Annotated in this window: 11 protein-coding genes; 1 reads left to right on the forward strand and 10 read right to left on the reverse strand. The window is 72.6% G+C overall.

Annotation, left to right across the window (positions count from 1 at the left end; genetic code table 11):
• From OV427_RS15270 to OV427_RS15290, 5 genes are all read right to left on the reverse strand, one after another.
• Entirely contained in the window at positions 1 to 2,736 is a 2,736-nt protein-coding gene (locus OV427_RS15270) for a TonB family protein (protein WP_267856841.1), read from the reverse strand.
• A gap of 162 nt (positions 2,737 to 2,898) precedes the next feature.
• Entirely contained in the window at positions 2,899 to 3,684 is a 786-nt protein-coding gene (locus OV427_RS15275; protein ID WP_267856842.1) for an energy transducer TonB, read from the reverse strand.
• 10 nt (positions 3,685 to 3,694) lie between these two features.
• Entirely contained in the window at positions 3,695 to 4,123 is a 429-nt protein-coding gene (locus OV427_RS15280; RefSeq protein ID WP_267856843.1) for an ExbD/TolR family protein, read from the reverse strand.
• A gap of 2 nt (positions 4,124 to 4,125) precedes the next feature.
• Positions 4,126 to 4,797 (reverse strand): MotA/TolQ/ExbB proton channel family protein, encoded by a 672-nt coding sequence (locus tag OV427_RS15285; protein WP_163989815.1) that lies wholly within the window; start codon positions 4,795 to 4,797, stop codon positions 4,126 to 4,128.
• 72 nt (positions 4,798 to 4,869) lie between these two features.
• Complete coding sequence (locus OV427_RS15290) at positions 4,870 to 5,703, reverse strand: YARHG domain-containing protein (RefSeq protein ID WP_267856844.1); 834 nt, start codon at positions 5,701 to 5,703, stop codon at positions 4,870 to 4,872.
• Positions 5,704 to 5,782: 79 nt separating this feature from the next.
• Here OV427_RS15290 and OV427_RS15295 point away from each other — a divergent pair, with 79 nt between their 5' ends.
• Positions 5,783 to 7,270, forward strand: coding sequence for a serine/threonine-protein kinase (locus tag OV427_RS15295; RefSeq protein ID WP_267856845.1), 1,488 nt, complete (start codon positions 5,783 to 5,785; stop codon positions 7,268 to 7,270).
• A gap of 10 nt (positions 7,271 to 7,280) precedes the next feature.
• Here the strand turns inward: OV427_RS15295 and OV427_RS15300 are convergent, their stop codons facing one another.
• The 5 genes from OV427_RS15300 to OV427_RS15320 form a co-directional block, all read right to left on the reverse strand.
• A complete protein-coding gene (locus OV427_RS15300) occupies positions 7,281 to 7,658 on the reverse strand; it encodes a hypothetical protein (protein WP_267856846.1) in 378 nt (125 codons plus the stop codon).
• A gap of 91 nt (positions 7,659 to 7,749) precedes the next feature.
• On the reverse strand, positions 7,750 to 10,110 hold the full coding sequence (locus OV427_RS15305; RefSeq protein WP_267856847.1) for a hypothetical protein: 2,361 nt from the start codon (positions 10,108 to 10,110) through the stop codon (positions 7,750 to 7,752).
• A 60-nt stretch (positions 10,111 to 10,170) separates the two neighbouring features.
• Positions 10,171 to 11,205 (reverse strand): effector-associated domain EAD1-containing protein, encoded by a 1,035-nt coding sequence (locus OV427_RS15310; RefSeq protein WP_267856848.1) that lies wholly within the window; start codon positions 11,203 to 11,205, stop codon positions 10,171 to 10,173.
• Between the two features lie 174 nt (positions 11,206 to 11,379).
• Complete coding sequence (locus OV427_RS15315) at positions 11,380 to 13,830, reverse strand: alpha-2-macroglobulin family protein (protein WP_267856849.1); 2,451 nt, start codon at positions 13,828 to 13,830, stop codon at positions 11,380 to 11,382.
• A complete protein-coding gene (locus tag OV427_RS15320) occupies positions 13,827 to 16,922 on the reverse strand; it encodes an MG2 domain-containing protein (RefSeq protein WP_267856850.1) in 3,096 nt (1,031 codons plus the stop codon). The genes OV427_RS15315 and OV427_RS15320 overlap by 4 nt, the downstream gene beginning before the upstream one ends.
• Between the last annotated feature and the right edge of the window lie 24 nt (positions 16,923 to 16,946).

Below are 16,946 nucleotides of genomic sequence, written 5' to 3' on the forward strand. Positions count from 1 at the left end.
TCAGAAGCTTCCTTTCAGGCCCACCACGGGGAGGATGGGAATGCCGGGCACCTCGTACTCGCGCCGGCCGCGGTAATCGTTGAAGACGAACTCGGCGTTCTCGGCGTTGTAGAGGTTCTGCACGTCGAGGTAGGCCGTCAGCGTCCAGTTCTGGAACTGGAAGCTCTTGTCCACGCGCACGTCCAACTGGTGGAAGCCGGACGAGCGAGCCGACGCGTACGGGCCGAACGTGGGGCTGTAGTTGTTCGGGTCGGACTGGTACACGTCATACTGGTGGTCGAGCGGCGTCGACGGCCGGCCGGTGGTGTAGCGGAAGCGGCCGCCCACCTCCCAGCCGTTGCCCAGGATGTAGCTGCCCACCAGCGTGAGGATGTGCGTCTGGTCCCAGGGGCTCAGGCCATACGTCTCGTCCGAGTTGTCGCCAAACCCTCCTCCGCCGAAGCCCCCGCCGCCGTCGGGCATCGGCCCGGCGCGTCCGTCCAGGGCGCGGCTGAAGGTGTACGAAATCCAGCCGGACCACTTGTCCGTCGCGGACGCGCGGTCCTTCTTCGCCATCAGCTCGATGCCCCAGGCCTGGCCGATGCCGTCGTTGGAGTAGGGCAGCTGGACGATGCCCCCGCCCTCGCGCTCCACCAGCTGGCCGGGCAGCGCGATGTTCTTGAAGCGGCGGTTGAAGAAGCCCGTCACGTCCACGTTGAGCACGTCGGTGAAGCGGTGCTCCACGCCGAGGCTGCTCTGGAACGCGCGCTGGTAGATGAGGTCCGGGTTGCCGTACGGCAGGCTGATGAAGCGGAACGTCTCCGGCGGCTGGCTGTAGAGGCCGAGCGAGCCCTTGAGGCTGGTGCGCTCGGTGGCCGCGAAGCGCACCCAGAGCCGTGGATCCAACGCGATGTTCTGCGTGTCCCCCACCAGCTGGAGGTTGCCGCGCACGCCCGGGGTGAAGGTGAACTTCCCCACCTTCATGTCGGCTTCGAGGAAGAGCGCACCGTCGAAGCCGCCGAGCGCCAGGTGCTCCACCAGCACCTCTCCGACGGACTCGGCGCCGGGGAAGGCCACGTACTCGAAGTCCTCCGGGGCGGGGAACTGCACGTCGTAGGACTGGTGCTCGTAGACCATGTCCAGGCCGGTGCGCACGGTGAGCGCGGGGGACAGCTCCATGCCCACCACCTCGCGCGCGCCCACCGTGTACCCCACGCCGTCCTGCTTCGCGGCGCCGAACGCGAAGCTGATGCCGTCGTAGCCCACGTACGGCGTGAAGACGGAGGTGAGCGCGCCCTTGCGGTATGTCCAGTCACCCTTCACCCGGTGGAAGAGGGTGCGCGTGTCCAGCGACAAATCACGCTCCGTCTTCGGCCCCCCGGACACCACGCGCAGCTGGTCGTCGCTGCCGAAGGCCATGACGTAGCCGCTGCTGCGCGCGCCGCCCGCGTCTGTTTCGGTGGGGGCGCCGCGCTTCGCGCCGAAGTCCACGCGCAGCTGGTAGTCCCAGTACTTCGGCACCACGGAGAGCGTCGAGCCTTCATTCTTGGGAAGGAAGGCGGGCAGCAGCGTGTCGATGTACGAGCGCCGGGCCGCGGCGGCCACGCTGATGCCATCCGTAATCGGGGCCTCGAGGAAGAAGCCCGCGTCCAGCACGTCCACCTTCACCGAGCCGTGGAGCGTATCCGCCGCGCCCTTGCGCGTGCCCACCTCGACGACGCCGCCCACCGCGCGGCCGTACTGGCTGCCGTAGCCGCCCGGGTAGAAGTCGAGCTGGTCGATGAACTCGGCATTCACCACCGAGGGGCCACCGAGCAGGTGGAAGAGGATGGGGATGCTGACCCCGTCCATCATCGTCGCCGTCTGGCCGGGGTTGGAGCCACGCACCAGCAGCTCGCCGGAGATGAAGGGGGCGCGCGCCACGCCCGGCAGCGCCTGGATGACGCGGATGGGGTCGCCGAAGGTGCCCGGCGTCTTCTGCGCCTCCTCGCGCGTAATCGTGCGACGCACCACTTCCTTCTTCGGCCGCTCCGAGCGCACCACCGTCTCCAGCGCGCCACCCGACGGGGCGAGGTAGAAGTTCACCTCCGTCGTCTCGTTCTCCTTGAGCAATTCCTTCGTCTGGTAGAGCTGGTAGCCGGACGCCACCACGCGCACCGCGCACTCGCCCGGCGGTACCTCGAGGGTGAAGCGGCCTTCCGCGTCGGAGGTGGCCTCGGGCGCCTCCGGGTCGTCACCGCAGCGCACGGTGGCGCCCGCCACGCGCGAGCGGCTGCCGCGCGAAATCAGCTGGCCGGTGAGGGTGGCCTTCGGAGCCTCCTGCTCGGCCGCCGGAGTCTCGCCCTCCGCCGGGGGCGGGGCGTTGAGGGTGAAGTGGTAGACGTACTCCACCTGCACCGGCGAGGGGACGCCGTCCACCTCCGCGGGCGAGAAGCGGAACTGGCGCACGGCGGCGATGGCCGCCTCGTCGAAGCCGTTGCCCACCGCTTCCGTGGGCTGCACGTCCGACACCGCGCCGTCCTCGGCGATGGTGATGATGAGGCGCACGGAGGCGGTGAGGCCCTGCGCGAGTGCCTCGGGTGGATACTGCGCCTCCACCGGCTGCACCAGTTCGGGAGGCTTCGTAATCGTGGGCTGGTGGGCCTGCGCGGCTTCCGCGGGAGGCGCGCCGGCCTGGGGTTCCTGCGCGAGCGCGGGGGTCGTCAGCAGCAACGAGGCCGCGGCGAGCGCACTTCGGGCTTTCAGGGTCGAGGACATGGCGTGGGCGAGCATACGGGGTGATGGGACTTCCTGCTCCCGCTGAGGGAGGGGCGGAGCGAAGGCCTTGGAGAAGGGCCGCGCGGTGTGGCCGAGGAGGGGAAATCACCGGCCCGCGCAGCCCTTCCTCGCTCCGCCCCTCTCTCAGCGGGAGAGGGGGCGTCAGTCGAGAAGAAAGGTGTAGGAGTACTTCATCTCCGTGGAGACCGCCTCGCCGCCCTTGATGGCGGGCTTGAAGCGGAAGCGCCGGATGGCGTCTCTCGCCGCTTCATCCAGGCCGTAGCCCGGCCCCTTGAGAATCTTCGCGGCCACCACCCGGCCCTCGTTGTCGATGGTGATGGACAGCGTCACCGTGCCTTCGATGCCGGCGCGGCGCGCCTCGTCGGGGTAGGGAATCTTCACCTCGGAGGCCACGGTGGGCTCGGAGTCCACCTGGTAGATGGGCGTGTACTTCGGCGCGCTGTACGCCTTCACCTCCTGCGGCGCCTTCGCCTTGTCGGCGGTGCGGCCATAGAGGGTGTTGCCCACCGGCGCGGCGAAGCTGCCCGCGCTCGTGGTGGAGGACATGGACATGCCCACCACCAGCGGCGCCGGCTTCGCGGCCGGGGGCGTCTCGTTGGGCGGGGGCGGCGCGTCCAGCGGGGGAGGAGGCAGGGGCTTGGGCACCTCGGCCACCTTCACCGGCGGAGGACGCACGCGCACCTTCGGCGGAGGCGGCGGCTCGGGCTTTGGCTCCTCCTTCACCACGGGCGGCGGCGGCTTCTGCACCTCCACCATCACCAGCTCCACCGGCCGCTGCACCACCGGACGGTCCACGCGGCGGTTGTGCAGCACCCACAGTGCCAGCCCGTGCAGCGCGAGCGAGCCGACCACGAAGCCCACCAGCAGCCCGTTGCCTCCGCGCCTCGGCGCCACCCACGCCCTGTCGTCGAGCACCAGCTCACTCATGGGATTCGCGTCAGCCCCGCGGCGCGGTGGGCGCGACGTCCTTTTCGATGTTGAGCGCGAACTTCGCGATGCCCTGGCCCTTCACCACGTCGATGAGCTTCATCACGCGGCCGTAGGGAATGGACTGGTCGGCGCTGATGATGGCGCGGGTGTCCTTGTCCTTCGCCACCTGCTCGGCCACCTTCACGGACAGGTCCGCCTCGCTGACCTCGGCGCCGTCGAAGAAGAGCTTGCCCTCCTTGTCGAGCACCACGTTGACCAGGCCCTGCACCGTCTCGCCGCCGTTGGCCGCGCGGGGCAGGTCGACTTCCACCGTCTCGCGGACGATGAAGTTGGCCGTCACCATGAAGATGATGAGCAGCACCAGCACGATGTCCACCAGCGGCGTGACGTTGATGCCGGTGATTTCCTCGTCGTTGTCCTGCGCGCTCCCGGCCATGACTAGCGGACCTCCGCGCGCAGGCTGCCCACCAGCGCGTGGCCCAGCGCATTGGCGCGGCTGGTGAGCGTCTTGAGTTGGCGGTTGAAGACGTTGAAGGCCACCACCGCCGGAATCGCGACGGCCAGGCCCACCGCCGTGGCGACGAGCGCCTCGGAGATGCCCGCCATCACCGTCTGCTGAATCGCCGCGCCCTTGGCCCCCATGGAGCCCAGATCGTGGAAGGCCTTGATGATGCCGAGCACCGTGCCGAACAGGCCGATGAAGGGCGCGTTGTTGCCCAGCGTGCCGAGGAAGGACAGGAAGCGCTCGTACTGGGGACGCTCGCGCGCCATGGTGGAGGCAATCACCTGCTCCACGGTGTCCGCGCCCTGCGAGGAAGAGGCGAGGCCCTCGCGGATGATGGCGGCCTCCATGCCCTTCTTGCCCTGGATGGCAACGCGCACCGCCTCCAGCTCGCCGCGCGCCAGGCGCACCGCCAAGCCTTCCGAGTCCGACAGCCGGTTGCGGGAGAAGTACACCGCCCGCTCCAGCATGATGGCAATGGAAAGCACCGAAAGGCACACCAGCACCCACAGCACCCACTCGGCGGAGCTGAGCGTCACCCCGAGCAGCTTGCTGCTGAGCCAGCCCAGGTTTTCGGGCGCCTGGGCGAAGACGGCGATGGACGACATGTTTTTCCCCTCTTGAACCACGTTGGCGCGAAGGGAACACCGGCCGCCCGGAAATGTGTCACCCGGGACTTTTCAGCCCTTCTTTCCCGCCTTCGTCTCCGCGGCCTGGATGAGGTCCAGGTGCTGCTGGTCCTCCGGCGTGAGACGTGCGTCCGTGTAGGCGGGGTCCGGCTGGTACCAGGGCTCCTGGGAGAAGAAGTCCTGGAGGTCCCTGGCCTGGAAGACGCGGCCGCGGCGGGCATACACGGCGTTGCGCAGCAGGCGCAGCTGCGCCGGGGACAGCAACACGAGCGCATCCGCCGGCAGCTTCCCCTCCAGCGAGCGGATGGCGGCAGCGAGGAGGAGGTTCTGCCCGTACGGACAGGACAGGCGCTTGCGCGCGTCCGCGGGCTTCAAGCCCGGGGGCAGCGGCCAGAGCTGGTCCAACGTCACGTCCTCCAGGGCCAGCTCGGAGATGACGGTGTAGTGCTCGCAGTACGCGTAGAGCGCCCGGGTGAAGGCAGCGGCGTCTCCCTCCGTCGCCTTCACCAGCGTGTCCCACAGCGGCGCGCGGCCCGCGGACACCATGACGGGGCGGACCTTCGCGCGCACCGGGCCGTCCGCGTAGGACTGCGAGCCGAGCAGCAGGTTGATGGCTCCCTTGGACAGCGTCTTGTCCTTCGACACGGCCACCAGCGCGTCCACGCCCAGGCGGAAGGACTCCGGCGCCTGGTCGCCCTGCTTCACGTTCTTGTACGAGAGACCCCGCATGCAGCTGAGCGCGTCGACCTTGCTGGGACGGCCCTCCTCACACTTCGAGAGTTCCTCCGGCGTGGCCCTGCCCAGCAGCACCCGGGGGTACAGGTCGACCTCGCACAGACAGCTGCTCGCGAGGGCGCTGGGGGCGGCGAGCGACAAAGCGAGCACGGTGAAACATCCGAGGGGACCGGTGGGCAGTTTCATGCGCGGGGAACGATAGCCTACGCTCCGCGCAGGAGACTTCCCCTTGTCCTTCCTCCTCTATCCCTCTCGGGAGCGCACCGTCTTCCAGGATGGCGCCCCCCTGCTGTGGCAGCTCGGGCCCTACGTGGCGCTCTTCCAGCGGCCGGAGCTGGGGACCACGGGCGCGCTGCTCGCGCGGCGCGTGGAGGAGGACGGCAGCGAGCACGGTGACGTGCTCATCCACCAGCTCCCCGCCGGCTCCGCGCGCACCCAGGATGCGGCGGACGTCTTTCACGAGGAGTGGCGGCTGGCGACGCTCCTGTCGCATCCGAACATCCTCCGCACGCTCAACACGTGGCTCGACACGCAGGAGGGCGCGCCCCGGCCGCTGTTCTTCCAGCTCGTCACCGAGTACGTGCCGGGCGAGACGCTCTCCACCGTGCTCGCCGCGCTGGACGCGAAGGGCACACGCCTGCCCATGTCGGTGGCGCTGGCCCTGGGCGCGCAGGTGGCGCACGGGCTGCACGCCGCGCACGAGGCCACGGACGCGGAAGGCAGGCCGCTGGGGGTGCTGCACCGGGACGTGGCCCCCGCGCACGTGCTGCTCGCGTACGACGGCGGGGTGAAGTTGTCTGGCTTTGGCATTGCCCGCACCGCCGTGCGGCTGATGAGTGGCCCCATCTTCAAGCATGTGGGCTCGCAGCCACCGGAGGCGCAGCGCAAGGGCAGCGGGCAGGTGGACCGGCGCGCGGACGTGTACGGGCTGGGCGTGACGCTCTACGAGGCGCTCACCGGCGTGGACCCGTTCCGGCGCCCGCTGGACTACGACTCGCTGAAGGCGGCGATGAGCGGCGACGCGCCACCGCCGAGCAGACACCTTCCCGAGCTGTCGCCCATGGTGGACGCGGTGGTGATGCGCGCCATGGCACCCAAGGCCGAGGACCGCTACGCCACCGCCGCCGAGCTCGCCCGCGCGCTGGAGGCGCTGCGCACCACGCTGACGACGGTGGACGCGCGCGAGGAGCTGGCGGCGTTCCTGCGGGAGCTGTTCGGGGAGGAGCGGATTCGCGCTCGCACGCGGGTGCCGACGCTGGAGGAATTGCGCGGACGGGCCGCCGCGGCCGCCGCGCTGGAGGCCCTGCCCCCTGCTTCAGAGCAGGAGCCGGAGGACGCGGGGACGCCCGCTCCGGGCCGGGGGACGCGCTTCGTGCCGCACTCGCGGCTGATGATTCTCTACGGCGGCGTCCTGCTGCTCATCGTGTCCGCGGTGCTGACGCGGGTGGCGAAGACGCGCGAGTCCTTCGTCGCGGAGGTGGCGGAGGTCGCCCACGCGGGACAGGTGCGGGCGGTGTCGTGCCTGGACGGAGGCGGGGCCGAGCGCGTGCCGGTGCAGCTCACGCTCGACGGCCAGGGCCGCGCCGAGGCGAAGGTGGCGGGTCCGCTGGCGGGCACCGTGGCCGCGCGCTGCATCGAGGATGCGATGACGGCGCTCCCCTACCCCCACAAGCGCGGCATGCCGGTGACGGTGGAAGTGGCGGCCAGCGGGCCGTGAGCGCGGCGGCTCAGGCCAGGCGCTCTTCCCGGCCGCTTCCGCCACGGAAGTAGTCGCTGAGCTTCGCGCCCTCGCTGGAGGAGGTGCGTGCTACGTCCGTGGGCTTCTCTCCCGTAACGGCATCCACCGCCTTCTTGAGGAGCAACGGCAGGGCGGCGCCGACGATGAGGTACTGGCGCGCGGGCAGCTCTCCGTCCCCCCCGAACCACGCCCAGACGGCCAGGCCGGAGCCGATAATCATCAGGCCGGTGACGATCCAGTACCCCACGGACTTGATGAGCTTTTTGTAGCGCGGCGTCGCGAGGTGCTCGCGCAGGCCATACCAGTGCAGCAGTTCCTGGAGCGCGCTGCCCAGCGCTCCGACAAGGATGATTTCCAAGGTGCTCATGACACCCCCCGGTCTGTGTCTCCATGTGGCTGAGGGGACGGCCGGAGGATGTGACGCGGGGGGCAGAGCTTCCGCCCGGACGCCCGCCAGCTCAGTTGCCCGAGGCGCCCTGCTTCTCCACCCGCGTGAGCAGGCCGGTCAGTCCCTCGAAGGTGGCATTGCCCACCTGGTGCAGGCCGAAGCCCCAGAGGAAGGCCGTCATGCCCGCGCCGAAGCCGCCCCACGTGGGCGAGAAGATGTTGAGGAGCTGGAGCCCCAGCGCCACCGCCACGCCGGTGAGCAGCAGCAGCACGCCCAGCTCCACCACCCACATGTGTCGCGGGGACGGGAGCGGTATCCCCTCGAAGTCGCCCAGCACGGGCAGGCCGGCAGGTGCTTCCGGCAGCGCGGGGAGGCTGCCGCCCGTGGGAGCGCCGGGACTCGCGACTGGCGTCGGGGCACCCTCCCCCGCGTCCGCCAGCGACTCCAGGACGACGCCGGTCGCGGCCCGGAAGGGCCGCTGGTAGCGGGAGAAGGCGACGCGCGCCTCGTCGTACCGCAGCGCGGCCTCGTGTGGCGCCTCCGACGCGAGCGCCTTGTGCGCCTCGCCCAGCTTCGCGCTCACGGCGTCCAGCGTGGCCCGCTGCGCGTCCGTGGTGGCCTCCTCGCGCGCCTGCTCCACCTCGCCGCGCAGCTCCTTGACGAGCCGGCGCACGTAGACGGCGTGGGCGCCCTGGTACAGGCGGAAGGCGTCATCCACGCTGGCGTCGGCCATGGCCCGCGCCTGCCGCAGCCGCTCCTTCACGTCCGTGGTCAGCTCGCGCCACTCCACGTCGTCGAAGCCGCGCGGCGGATGGATGGCCGCCACCGCCGTGGACAGCTCCTCGCACAGGATGTCGAAGTACGAGCGGCGGGCCAGCTCGAGCTGCTGCCGCGCCGTCGCCACGTCCGAGCGGTCGAGCCTGTCGCCCACCGTGTCGAGCAGCGGCAACAGCTCGTACGTGAGCCGGAAGCCCAGGGAGTCGTCCTCTCCGCGCTGCTTCACCAGCGCGCGCGCCTGCCGGGTCAGGTCCTCCAGTTGCGCCTTCAGCCCCGCGCTCGCGAGCCCCACCACGTCCAGCTCCCGCACCGACTTGAGCCGCGCATCGAGCTGCTCGGTGGAGGTGTCCTCGCTCCGCAGCGCGTCCTCGACCTCGTCGAGCAGCTTGCGGGCCTGCGGGGGACGGACGCCCTCCGGCAGCGCGCGCAGCTTCTTCGAGGCGTCGCACCACGCCTCGTAGAGCCGCAGCCGTGGCTCCACCGCGGCCAATTCCGCGTCGCCCACGCGGATGCCGCGCACCGGCTTGCGAATCTCCGACACCAGCGTGTCCAACTGGGCCCGCACCGCGCGGCCCACCTCCTGCGCGTCCTTGTCCTGTCCGGACATGAGCGACTGGAGGCGGCGGCGCAACGCGAGGGCCCGCTGCAGGCGCTGCGCCCGGGGGCGGATGCGCTGCGTGTACAGCCGCACCGCGTACGACGAGAGCGCCCCCAGCGCGATGAGCAGCGCGCCCCACGTCCACGGCGAGCGCACCCAGACGGTGAAGGTCTGCTCCACGGGCACGCCCGCCGGCACGGCCACGCGCACGGTGCCGGTGTACTCGCCCGGCCCGTCCAGCCCGCGCAGCGTCAGCACCAGCGCGCCGCTGCCATGCGCGCCCACGGGAATGCGCCCCTGCAGCGAGCCCATGTCCTGGACGCCCCCGTCCGCCAGCACGCCCTCCACCGCGAAGTCGGCGCCCTCGAAGTCCGGCTGCACCAGCGCCGTGCCCAGGTCCGGCGCCTTGCGCTGGAGGTTGAGCAGCCGGGGCGTGGAGATGTGCCCCGCGACACCCGCCGTCTCCTTGAAGGGCAGCCGCACCGTGGCGTCCACCGAGCGCCAGCCCCACCCCGACGAGGCCACCGCCGGGGACGCCGCGACGAACTGCAGCGTGGGCGCCGCCTGCACGCGCGTGACGGTGAGCGCCGTCGTCTCACGCCCTCCCGCGTGCACCAGCACCACCTGCCCCGTGTAGTCCCCCACCGCCGGCAGCTTCCCGGACACCTCGACGTGCAGCGGCTGGCGCGCGGTGAGGCTCGCGGTGGCGCCGCCGTCCGCGGCCCCGCTCACCGTCGCCGTCAGCGGCACCTGCACGCCGTCCTGGGACTGGAGCGGGTCCACCAGCACCGTCACGCCGCCGGGCACCTCGTCGTCCACGCTCACGCCGCCATCCGTCGCCACGGTGGACAGCAGGTCCACGCGCAGCACGTGCCGGAAGTCCTCCGACGGCGTGCGCAGCTTCACCTCGTTGCTGGCGTTGGCGCCGGCCACGCGCAGCCGGGACGCCTGCGCATGGGCGGACATCCACGGTGCGGTGAGCAGCAACGCCAGGGCGAGGCGCGCGAGGCCCGTGCCACGGAGGAAGACGGAGGAACGGCGGGAGGCGGGTTCCATCCACCGACGATAGCAGGCGCGCCCCACGGCTCCAGTTCACGCCCCGGGCGGCCCGCCCCTTCAACTCCAGCCGAGCACGTCCAGCACCTCCCGGGACAGGCTGTCGCGGATGGTGTCGGTGGGGATGCCCTCGTTGTGGCCCAGCGAGGACGGCATGCGAGGGCCGCCGCTGTGGTGCAGCGCGGCCAGGCGCAAGTCACGCGTGAAGCACGGCGCGCCGGAGGAGCCCGGCCCCGTGCAGGGGCGGTAGGCCACGCGCGTGCGGGACGCGTTGACGCCGAGGAACTCGTCCACGGCCACGCTCATCGGCCGGCCCTCCGGGTGCTGGACGATGAGCACGAGGCTGCCGGGCAGGAAGGGCTCGCGCGCTCGGGGCAGCTCCAGCCAGCCGCGCTGCTCGCCGTCCACGTGCGCCTCGCCCGGGAGGCCCTCCACCTGGAGGAAGGCGTAGTCCAGCTCGTCCGTCCGGGCGTCGCGGGGCCGGGGGTGCATCAGGTCCGCGGGGCTGTAGCGGCTGTGGGCCAGGCACTTCGTCACCCGGTACACCGTGCCCGACTGGAGCAGCGTGCGGCCCGGCAGCACCTTGTGGTCGAAGCGCACGCGCAGCGACTCCAGCAGCTTGTTCTCGATGACGTGGAAGTTGGTGAGGACGACGTTGGGCGACACGAGGAAGCCGGTGCCCAGCGCCGCGCCCACCTGGGGCTCCACGCGGCACACCCGCCGTTCAATCGCCGCCAGCCGCCGACGCCAGGCCTCCGGCGCGCCGCCCATCCGCCCGGGGCCGAAGAGACGCTCCAGGCTGACGCGGGGAATGCTCCGCTCCACGGACGAGAGGTAGGCCTGGACGAAGCGCAACAGCCGCCGGTGGCGGGGATGGGCCTCGTACGCGCCCGTCACCAGTTCCCGCGTCCACCCCTCCGATTCCGCCCGGTGGATGAGCTCGAAGATGCGCTCACGCGCGCTGCCGGAGGACACGAGCGACTCCAGCCCCTGGCGCCGGGCGGACTCCACCACGCGGCGCAGCTCCTCCAACGAGGGGAAGGCACTGGTCAGCACCCGCAACAGCTCGTCTTTTTCCGCGCCGTCGAGCTCCATGGTTGTCACCCGAGACGAGGCCACCCACGAGGCAGGCCGGCCTCGTGACGCTCACGAAAATGTGCCGCATCCCAGGAGTGGAATCACGCGGGGCCCATAGCCAGACGGTGCTGATCGGACACTTTCGCGAGCCCGGTGTCCACGGCAGTGCCCTTGGGGGCAGGGGTGGGTCGCTCAGCGCACCGCCCATATAGTGGGAGGTACGTAGGAGACGAGGTCCGGCCGCGACACCACCTTCAGCGAGGAGGCCCCTCCCTGCAGCGTGCCGGCCAGCGTGGGGATGACGCGGAAGCGGGCCTGGAAGGGCTCGCCCGCTCCCCGGGGCGGAAGCTTCAGCGTCACCGCGCCGTCCTCGGCGTCCCAGGACGACACCCGCCCCTCGGCCACCAGCGCGTCGAGGCTGGCCGGGTCCACCTGCACGCCGGCGGGCAGCCCGTGGCGCAGCTCCAGTGCCAGGCCGGACGGCGTGGACGCCTCCACCACCACCTCCGCCGGCTGCCCCACCTTCGCCTCCGTGGGGCCCTTCACCACCAGTTCCAGCCCGCCCTGCGACTCCGGCTTCCAGGGCACGGCGGCGGCCAGCGCCAGCGAGAAGCCCAGTCCCGGCACCGCGGGCTCCGCGCGCACCGTCCACGCGTGCGCGCCGCCCGAGCCCGGTGCCGCCACCTCCAGCGCCAGCACCTCGCGCAGCGCCTTCGCGTCGTAGGTGCCCTCGGTGATGGCCTGGCCGTCGCGCTCCAGCACCACGCGCACCTTCGCGGGCAGCGGCTCGCGGAAGAGGGACACCACCGCGCGCAGTGCCAGCCGGTTGGCGCGGCCGCCGCCCCAGCCCAGGGCCGGCGCGTAGGTGGAGAGCAGCGACGCGCCCAGGTCCGCCAGCGGAGCCTTCGCGTCGCCCTCCAGCGCCAGCACCGCCAGCGCCGTGGCCTCCGCCTCCGAGGGCGTCCCGCCGCCGGCATCCACCACGCCCTGCTCCACCGGCAGGTACGCCGTGCCGCCCTCGCGCGTCTTCACCGCGTCGCGCACCTGGGTGCGCAGGTCGTCCTTCAGCGAGCCCGTCACCGCGCCGCTCGCCAGCAGCGCCGCCGCGGTGTAGCCGTCCTTCACGTGGGCCCGGTTGCGCTCCAGCGCGCCCGTGGCCTTCACGGTGAAGAGGGCCGCCCGGCGCTTGCCCTCGGGCGTTCCCGCCGCCGCATTCACGGCGCGCGTACAGTCCGCGGTGGCCACCAGCAGTCGCTGCAGCGTCCAGCCGTCACCGCCCTGGCAGGTGCCGTCCGGGAGCTGCGCCGCCGCCACCTTCGCGGCCAGCCGCTCACCCAGGCGGGAGAGCACCACGTTGTCCGGGTGGGCCAGCGCGCCTTCCGCCAGCAGCGCCGCCGTGGCCACGTCCGGCGCCCGGCCCTCGCGCAGCGCGCGCTGCGTGGCCTGGGCCAGCACCTTGCGCATCGCCTCCACGTCCACGACGGCCTCCACCGGCTGGGCCGGCGTCGCCATGCGCTTCGCATTCCCCGAAGTGAGCGCCTTCAGCGCCTCCGCGGACTGGGTCTCGCCCAGCGCGGCGAGCAGCCCCGGAGAGCGGCCGATGAGCATCAGCGTATAGGCCACATCGTCCGCGCCCTCGCGCCCGCCCGAGGCGGCCAATTCCGAGCGCAGCACGCCCAGCGCGCCGGGGTACACGAGCAGCCGCACGCGCTCACTGCCAGCCTGCGCGTCGGCGGGTCCCTCCAGGCTCACCGTGCGCGGCGCCGCCAGCGTGCCGCCGCGCTGCCGCACCACGGGCCGACCGGTGGGCCACACGTCGAAGTCCCGCACCACCGTGTCCGCGCTCCCCAGCGTCGCGCGCACGGCCACGGCGCCCGGCCCGGCCACGCGCACCGTCACGTACTCCACCACGCTGCCCCGCGCCGGCACGCGCACCGTGCGGCTGCCACCTTCCACCGTCGCGCCCTGGGCCTCCACCTTCAGCGACGCCTCCACGGCGGCGTCCGTCGTGTTCACCACCTGCACCGGCAGCCGCGCCGCGTCCCCCGCACGGAGGAAGGGCGGCAGCACCGGGTCCACGTACGTGGGCAGCGTGCCGGCGAAGCCCGCCACCGTGCCCGCCTGCGCCCCCGAGCGCGAGTGCGCCAGCGCCAGCACCCGCCAGCGCGTCAGCCGGTCCGGCACGCGCACCGGCACCGTCGCCGCGCCGGAGGCATCCGTCACCACCAGCGGCTCGAAGAGGAACGTCTCCGGGAACCAGGCGCGGCTCGGCGCTGAGCCCTCCGCCGGCTCGGCCTTCGTCTCCTCCCGCCCACCCCGGTCCGCCTTCTTGGCCATGTCGCCGTTGGCGCTGCGAAGCTTCCCTCCTCCGCCGGGCGCGCCGGCGAAGGATTCGGCCACGCCCTCCTCCATCTCCATCGGCGGTGAGGAGGGAGCCGGGGCGGCGGCCATCACCGGAGCCGGAGCACCATCCATGCCGCCGAACAGGGCATCGGAGGGCGCCGACTTGAAGGAAACGGTCTGCCCCGCGGGCTCCGCGGAACGGGTGACACTCCCCACCAGCCGGAACCCGAGCAGCAGCAGGAAGGCCAGCACGGCCCCCAGCACCACGCCCACCGTCCCCATCATCAACGTGCGCTTCATGGCGCCTCCCGGGCGACCCACGCGTTCCAGTTCTCCACGTCCTCCGGCAGCCGCGTCCCACTCGTCACCACCGCCCGTGGGTCGGTGAGGGACAGCAGGTCCTGCGGCAGCCGCGACAGCCGCAGCCGGCGGCCGAAGGCGTCCGTCACCTTCTCGCCGCGCTGCTCACACGCCTCCAGCGCGCCGTCCCACTGCTTCGCGAGGTCCTCCGGGTCCAGCGTCTCGCCCTCGGGCGCCTTCTCCTCCCACGTCCGCACCCGCGCGTGCAGCTCCGCGAGCACCGCGTAGAAGGGGTCCGTCAGCTCCGCGGACGGGTCGAAGGGCATCGCCGCGCTCACCGACACCGCCGGCTCCCCGTCCTCGCGCCGGGGCACCGCGCTCACGCGGAGCAGCGCCGCGGCCGCGGCGTTGGAGCCACGGATGCGCCCCATGGCCAGCGCCTGCCCGTCCAGCACGCCGAAGGCCGACGAGGCCATGCTCGGCGCGAGCCGCACGGAGTCCAGCGACTCCGCCCCCGGCAGCGGCGCGAGCTGCGCCAGCGTCTCGTCCACGCCGAAGAGGCCCACCGCGGCCGGGCCCTCCTTGCCGTCCACCCGCGTGCGGAGCTGGAGGCGGGCCAGCTCGCCGGGCGCGTACACCGGCTTCTCCGGCGACACCTCCACGGAGAGCTGTGCACGAGGCGGCACGTACACCCGCGCCACCGCGCCCTCCCACTGCGCCTCGGCCCAGCCCTCGAAGTCCGCCGGCAGCCGGAAGCGCACCGAGCGCGAGCCTCTGTCCACCTTGGACTCCAGCGCCGTCGCGCCCGCCTGGAGCACCAGCTTCTCCGGCAACTGGCCCACGTAGTGGGGGCCGCGCATCAGGTCGATGCGCACCTCGTCCCCCGCGCGCGCCTGCACCGGCGTGGCCCGCAGGCGCGTGTTCGGCAGCTGCGCGGGGCGCAGCACCAGCTTCGTCGCGCCCGCGTCCTTCCCGTCCACCTTCGCGCTCACGCTCAGCTCGTAGCCGGGGAAGACGGTGGCCAGGGCCGGCCCGTCCTCGCCCGAGACTCCCGCCGGGTACGCGGTGAGACGCACCACGCCCAGGGCCTCGCCCCGGTTCGCATCCTCGCCTCGCGCGGGCAGCCGCAGCCGCGAGAAGCGCTCCTGGATGCACGGCAGCACCGAGGCCGACAGCGCGCCCTCCTGCTTCGGCAGCGACACCCACGAGGCCGCGACTTCCGGCCCCGTCTTCGCCAGCCGCCAGCTCAGCGCGACGGGCAGCGGCGCCTCCGCCGCGAGCTCACGAGGCAGACACGCGCGGGCGTCCTTCGCCGCCTCGGCCAGCACGGCCGCCAGGCTCGAGCCCTCGCCAAAGGCCTCCTCCAGCTCCACCTCCAGCCGGGGCAGGCCCGCGTCCCTGACTTCGAGCTGCAGCGCCAGCACGCGCTCCCGACCGGGCGGCAGCACGCGCGAGCGCAGCGCCGTGGCGAGACACGCCGCCAGCGGCCCCGCCTCGCCCGCCACGTCCACCACCGCGCCGCCCGCGCCCACGCGCACGCCCAGCGCCACGCTGGTGTCACCCTCGTCCGGCTCCACGAAGCGCGCGCAGGGGAAGAGCGACGGCAGCCAGCCCTCCACCGCGAGCTGGTCCTTCAGCGACGGCTCGGTGTTCTCGTTCAGCAAATCCCGCAGGCCGTTCAGCTCCACCGAGGGCGGCGGAGGAGGCCTGCGCACCGGCATGGGCGGCACCACCACGTTGACGGGCGGGCCCGGATCCAACTGGAAGGCGGCCACGCCGTCCTCGTCCGCCACCGCGCGCACGCCCTCGTCACGAGCGTCCCACGTGCGCTTCACCGTCAGCTCCGCGCCGGGCAGCACGCGGCCATCCGCGGTGGTGGCGCGCAGGTAGACGCGGTTGCTGAAGCCCGCCACCAGCCCGTCCTCCAGCTCCGTCACGGTGGACACGGCGATGGCGTCCTCGGACAGCAGCAGCGACACCGCGCCCTCCACGCGGTCTCCCGCCGCGTCCTTCGCCGCCACGCTCGCGTGCAGCCGTGCGTTGCCGCGCAGGTCCGCCGGCACGCGCGGCAACGCCACCCGGAAGCGCCCCGCGGCGTCCGTGCGCGCGTGCTGGGGCAGCCCGCCGTCGAGCCAGCCCACCGGCGGCGGCCAGGCCCCCGACGCGTCCCAGTCCAGCTCCACCTCAGCGTCCGCCACCGGCGCGCCCGAGGCGTACACCACCTGCCCCTCCACCTCCGGCGCGTCGCCGGCACGCCAGAAGGGCCGCGGGCTGCTCGCCTCCACGCGGAAGCGCGGCAGGGTGAAGGGCTCCACCTTGAATTGCGCCTGCGCCGGGGTGCCGTTGCTCACCCAGCTCACCGTCCACGTCCCGGTGGCGGCGCCCCGGTCCAACGGGAAGCTGCCGGCCACCACGCCCCAGGGGCCCGCGGGCGCGCGCTCCTCCAGCACCACCTCGCCGGACGGGTCCGTCAGCGTCCACGTCCCGGGCCGGCCGTCCAGCGGCGACAGGTCCTTCGCGCGCAGCGCCACCGCGCGGAAGCGCACCTCGTTGCCGGGCTCGTACAGCGGCCGGTCCGTCAGCACGTGCACGCGCGCGGGCGCATATAAAGGTAGCGCCGCGTCCACCGTGTCCGTGCCCAGCGGCGTGGTGACGCGGGCGCGCAGCCGGTAGTCGCCGTCCGGCACCTGCGGCAGCGCCACGCGCGTCACCAGCGGCCCATGGTCCTCCCGCTTCCAGCCGTGCTCCTTGTCCGGCGGCAGCGGCGTTTCCTTGTCGTCCGCGTCCACGAGGAACAGCTCCGCGGAGCCGCGCAGCACCGGCACGTCCATCATGCCGCTGTAGCGGGGGCTGGGCGCATGCGCCTCCGCCACCACGGACACCTGGCCCGTCGCCCCGCGAGACAGCCCGTCCGCGCTCACACGCACCGTCTGCCGCATCTGCCCGTCCGGGCAGTACGGCATGGGCACGCCGTGCAGCAGGTAGGAGGACAGGCAGACCTCGAACGAGAGCACTGTGAGAAAGCCCCCGGCGAGCAGACCGGCGAGCCCCCCGATGAACAACGGGAGCCGGCCTCGGAAACGTTGCGTCATGCATCCTCCCCTGCCCCGCACTCT

This window comes from Pyxidicoccus sp. MSG2, from assembly GCF_026626705.1.
Classification (GTDB): domain Bacteria; phylum Myxococcota; class Myxococcia; order Myxococcales; family Myxococcaceae; genus Myxococcus.

Bases quoted from the DNA above. Each gene is read 5' to 3' on its own strand.
- OV427_RS15270 (WP_267856841.1), bottom strand. From the start codon at position 2,736: ATGTCCTCGACCCTGAAAGCCCGAAGTGCGCTCGCCGCGGCCTCGTTG.
- OV427_RS15275 (WP_267856842.1), bottom strand. From the start codon at position 3,684: ATGAGTGAGCTGGTGCTCGACGACAGGGCGTGGGTGGCGCCGAGGCGC.
- OV427_RS15280 (WP_267856843.1), bottom strand. From the start codon at position 4,123: ATGGCCGGGAGCGCGCAGGACAACGACGAGGAAATCACCGGCATCAAC.
- OV427_RS15285 (WP_163989815.1), bottom strand. From the start codon at position 4,797: ATGTCGTCCATCGCCGTCTTCGCCCAGGCGCCCGAAAACCTGGGCTGG.
- OV427_RS15300 (WP_267856846.1), bottom strand. From the start codon at position 7,658: ATGAGCACCTTGGAAATCATCCTTGTCGGAGCGCTGGGCAGCGCGCTC.
- OV427_RS15305 (WP_267856847.1), bottom strand. From the start codon at position 10,110: ATGGAACCCGCCTCCCGCCGTTCCTCCGTCTTCCTCCGTGGCACGGGC.
- OV427_RS15310 (WP_267856848.1), bottom strand. From the start codon at position 11,205: ATGGAGCTCGACGGCGCGGAAAAAGACGAGCTGTTGCGGGTGCTGACC.
- OV427_RS15315 (WP_267856849.1), bottom strand. From the start codon at position 13,830: ATGAAGCGCACGTTGATGATGGGGACGGTGGGCGTGGTGCTGGGGGCC.
- OV427_RS15320 (WP_267856850.1), bottom strand. From the start codon at position 16,922: ATGACGCAACGTTTCCGAGGCCGGCTCCCGTTGTTCATCGGGGGGCTC.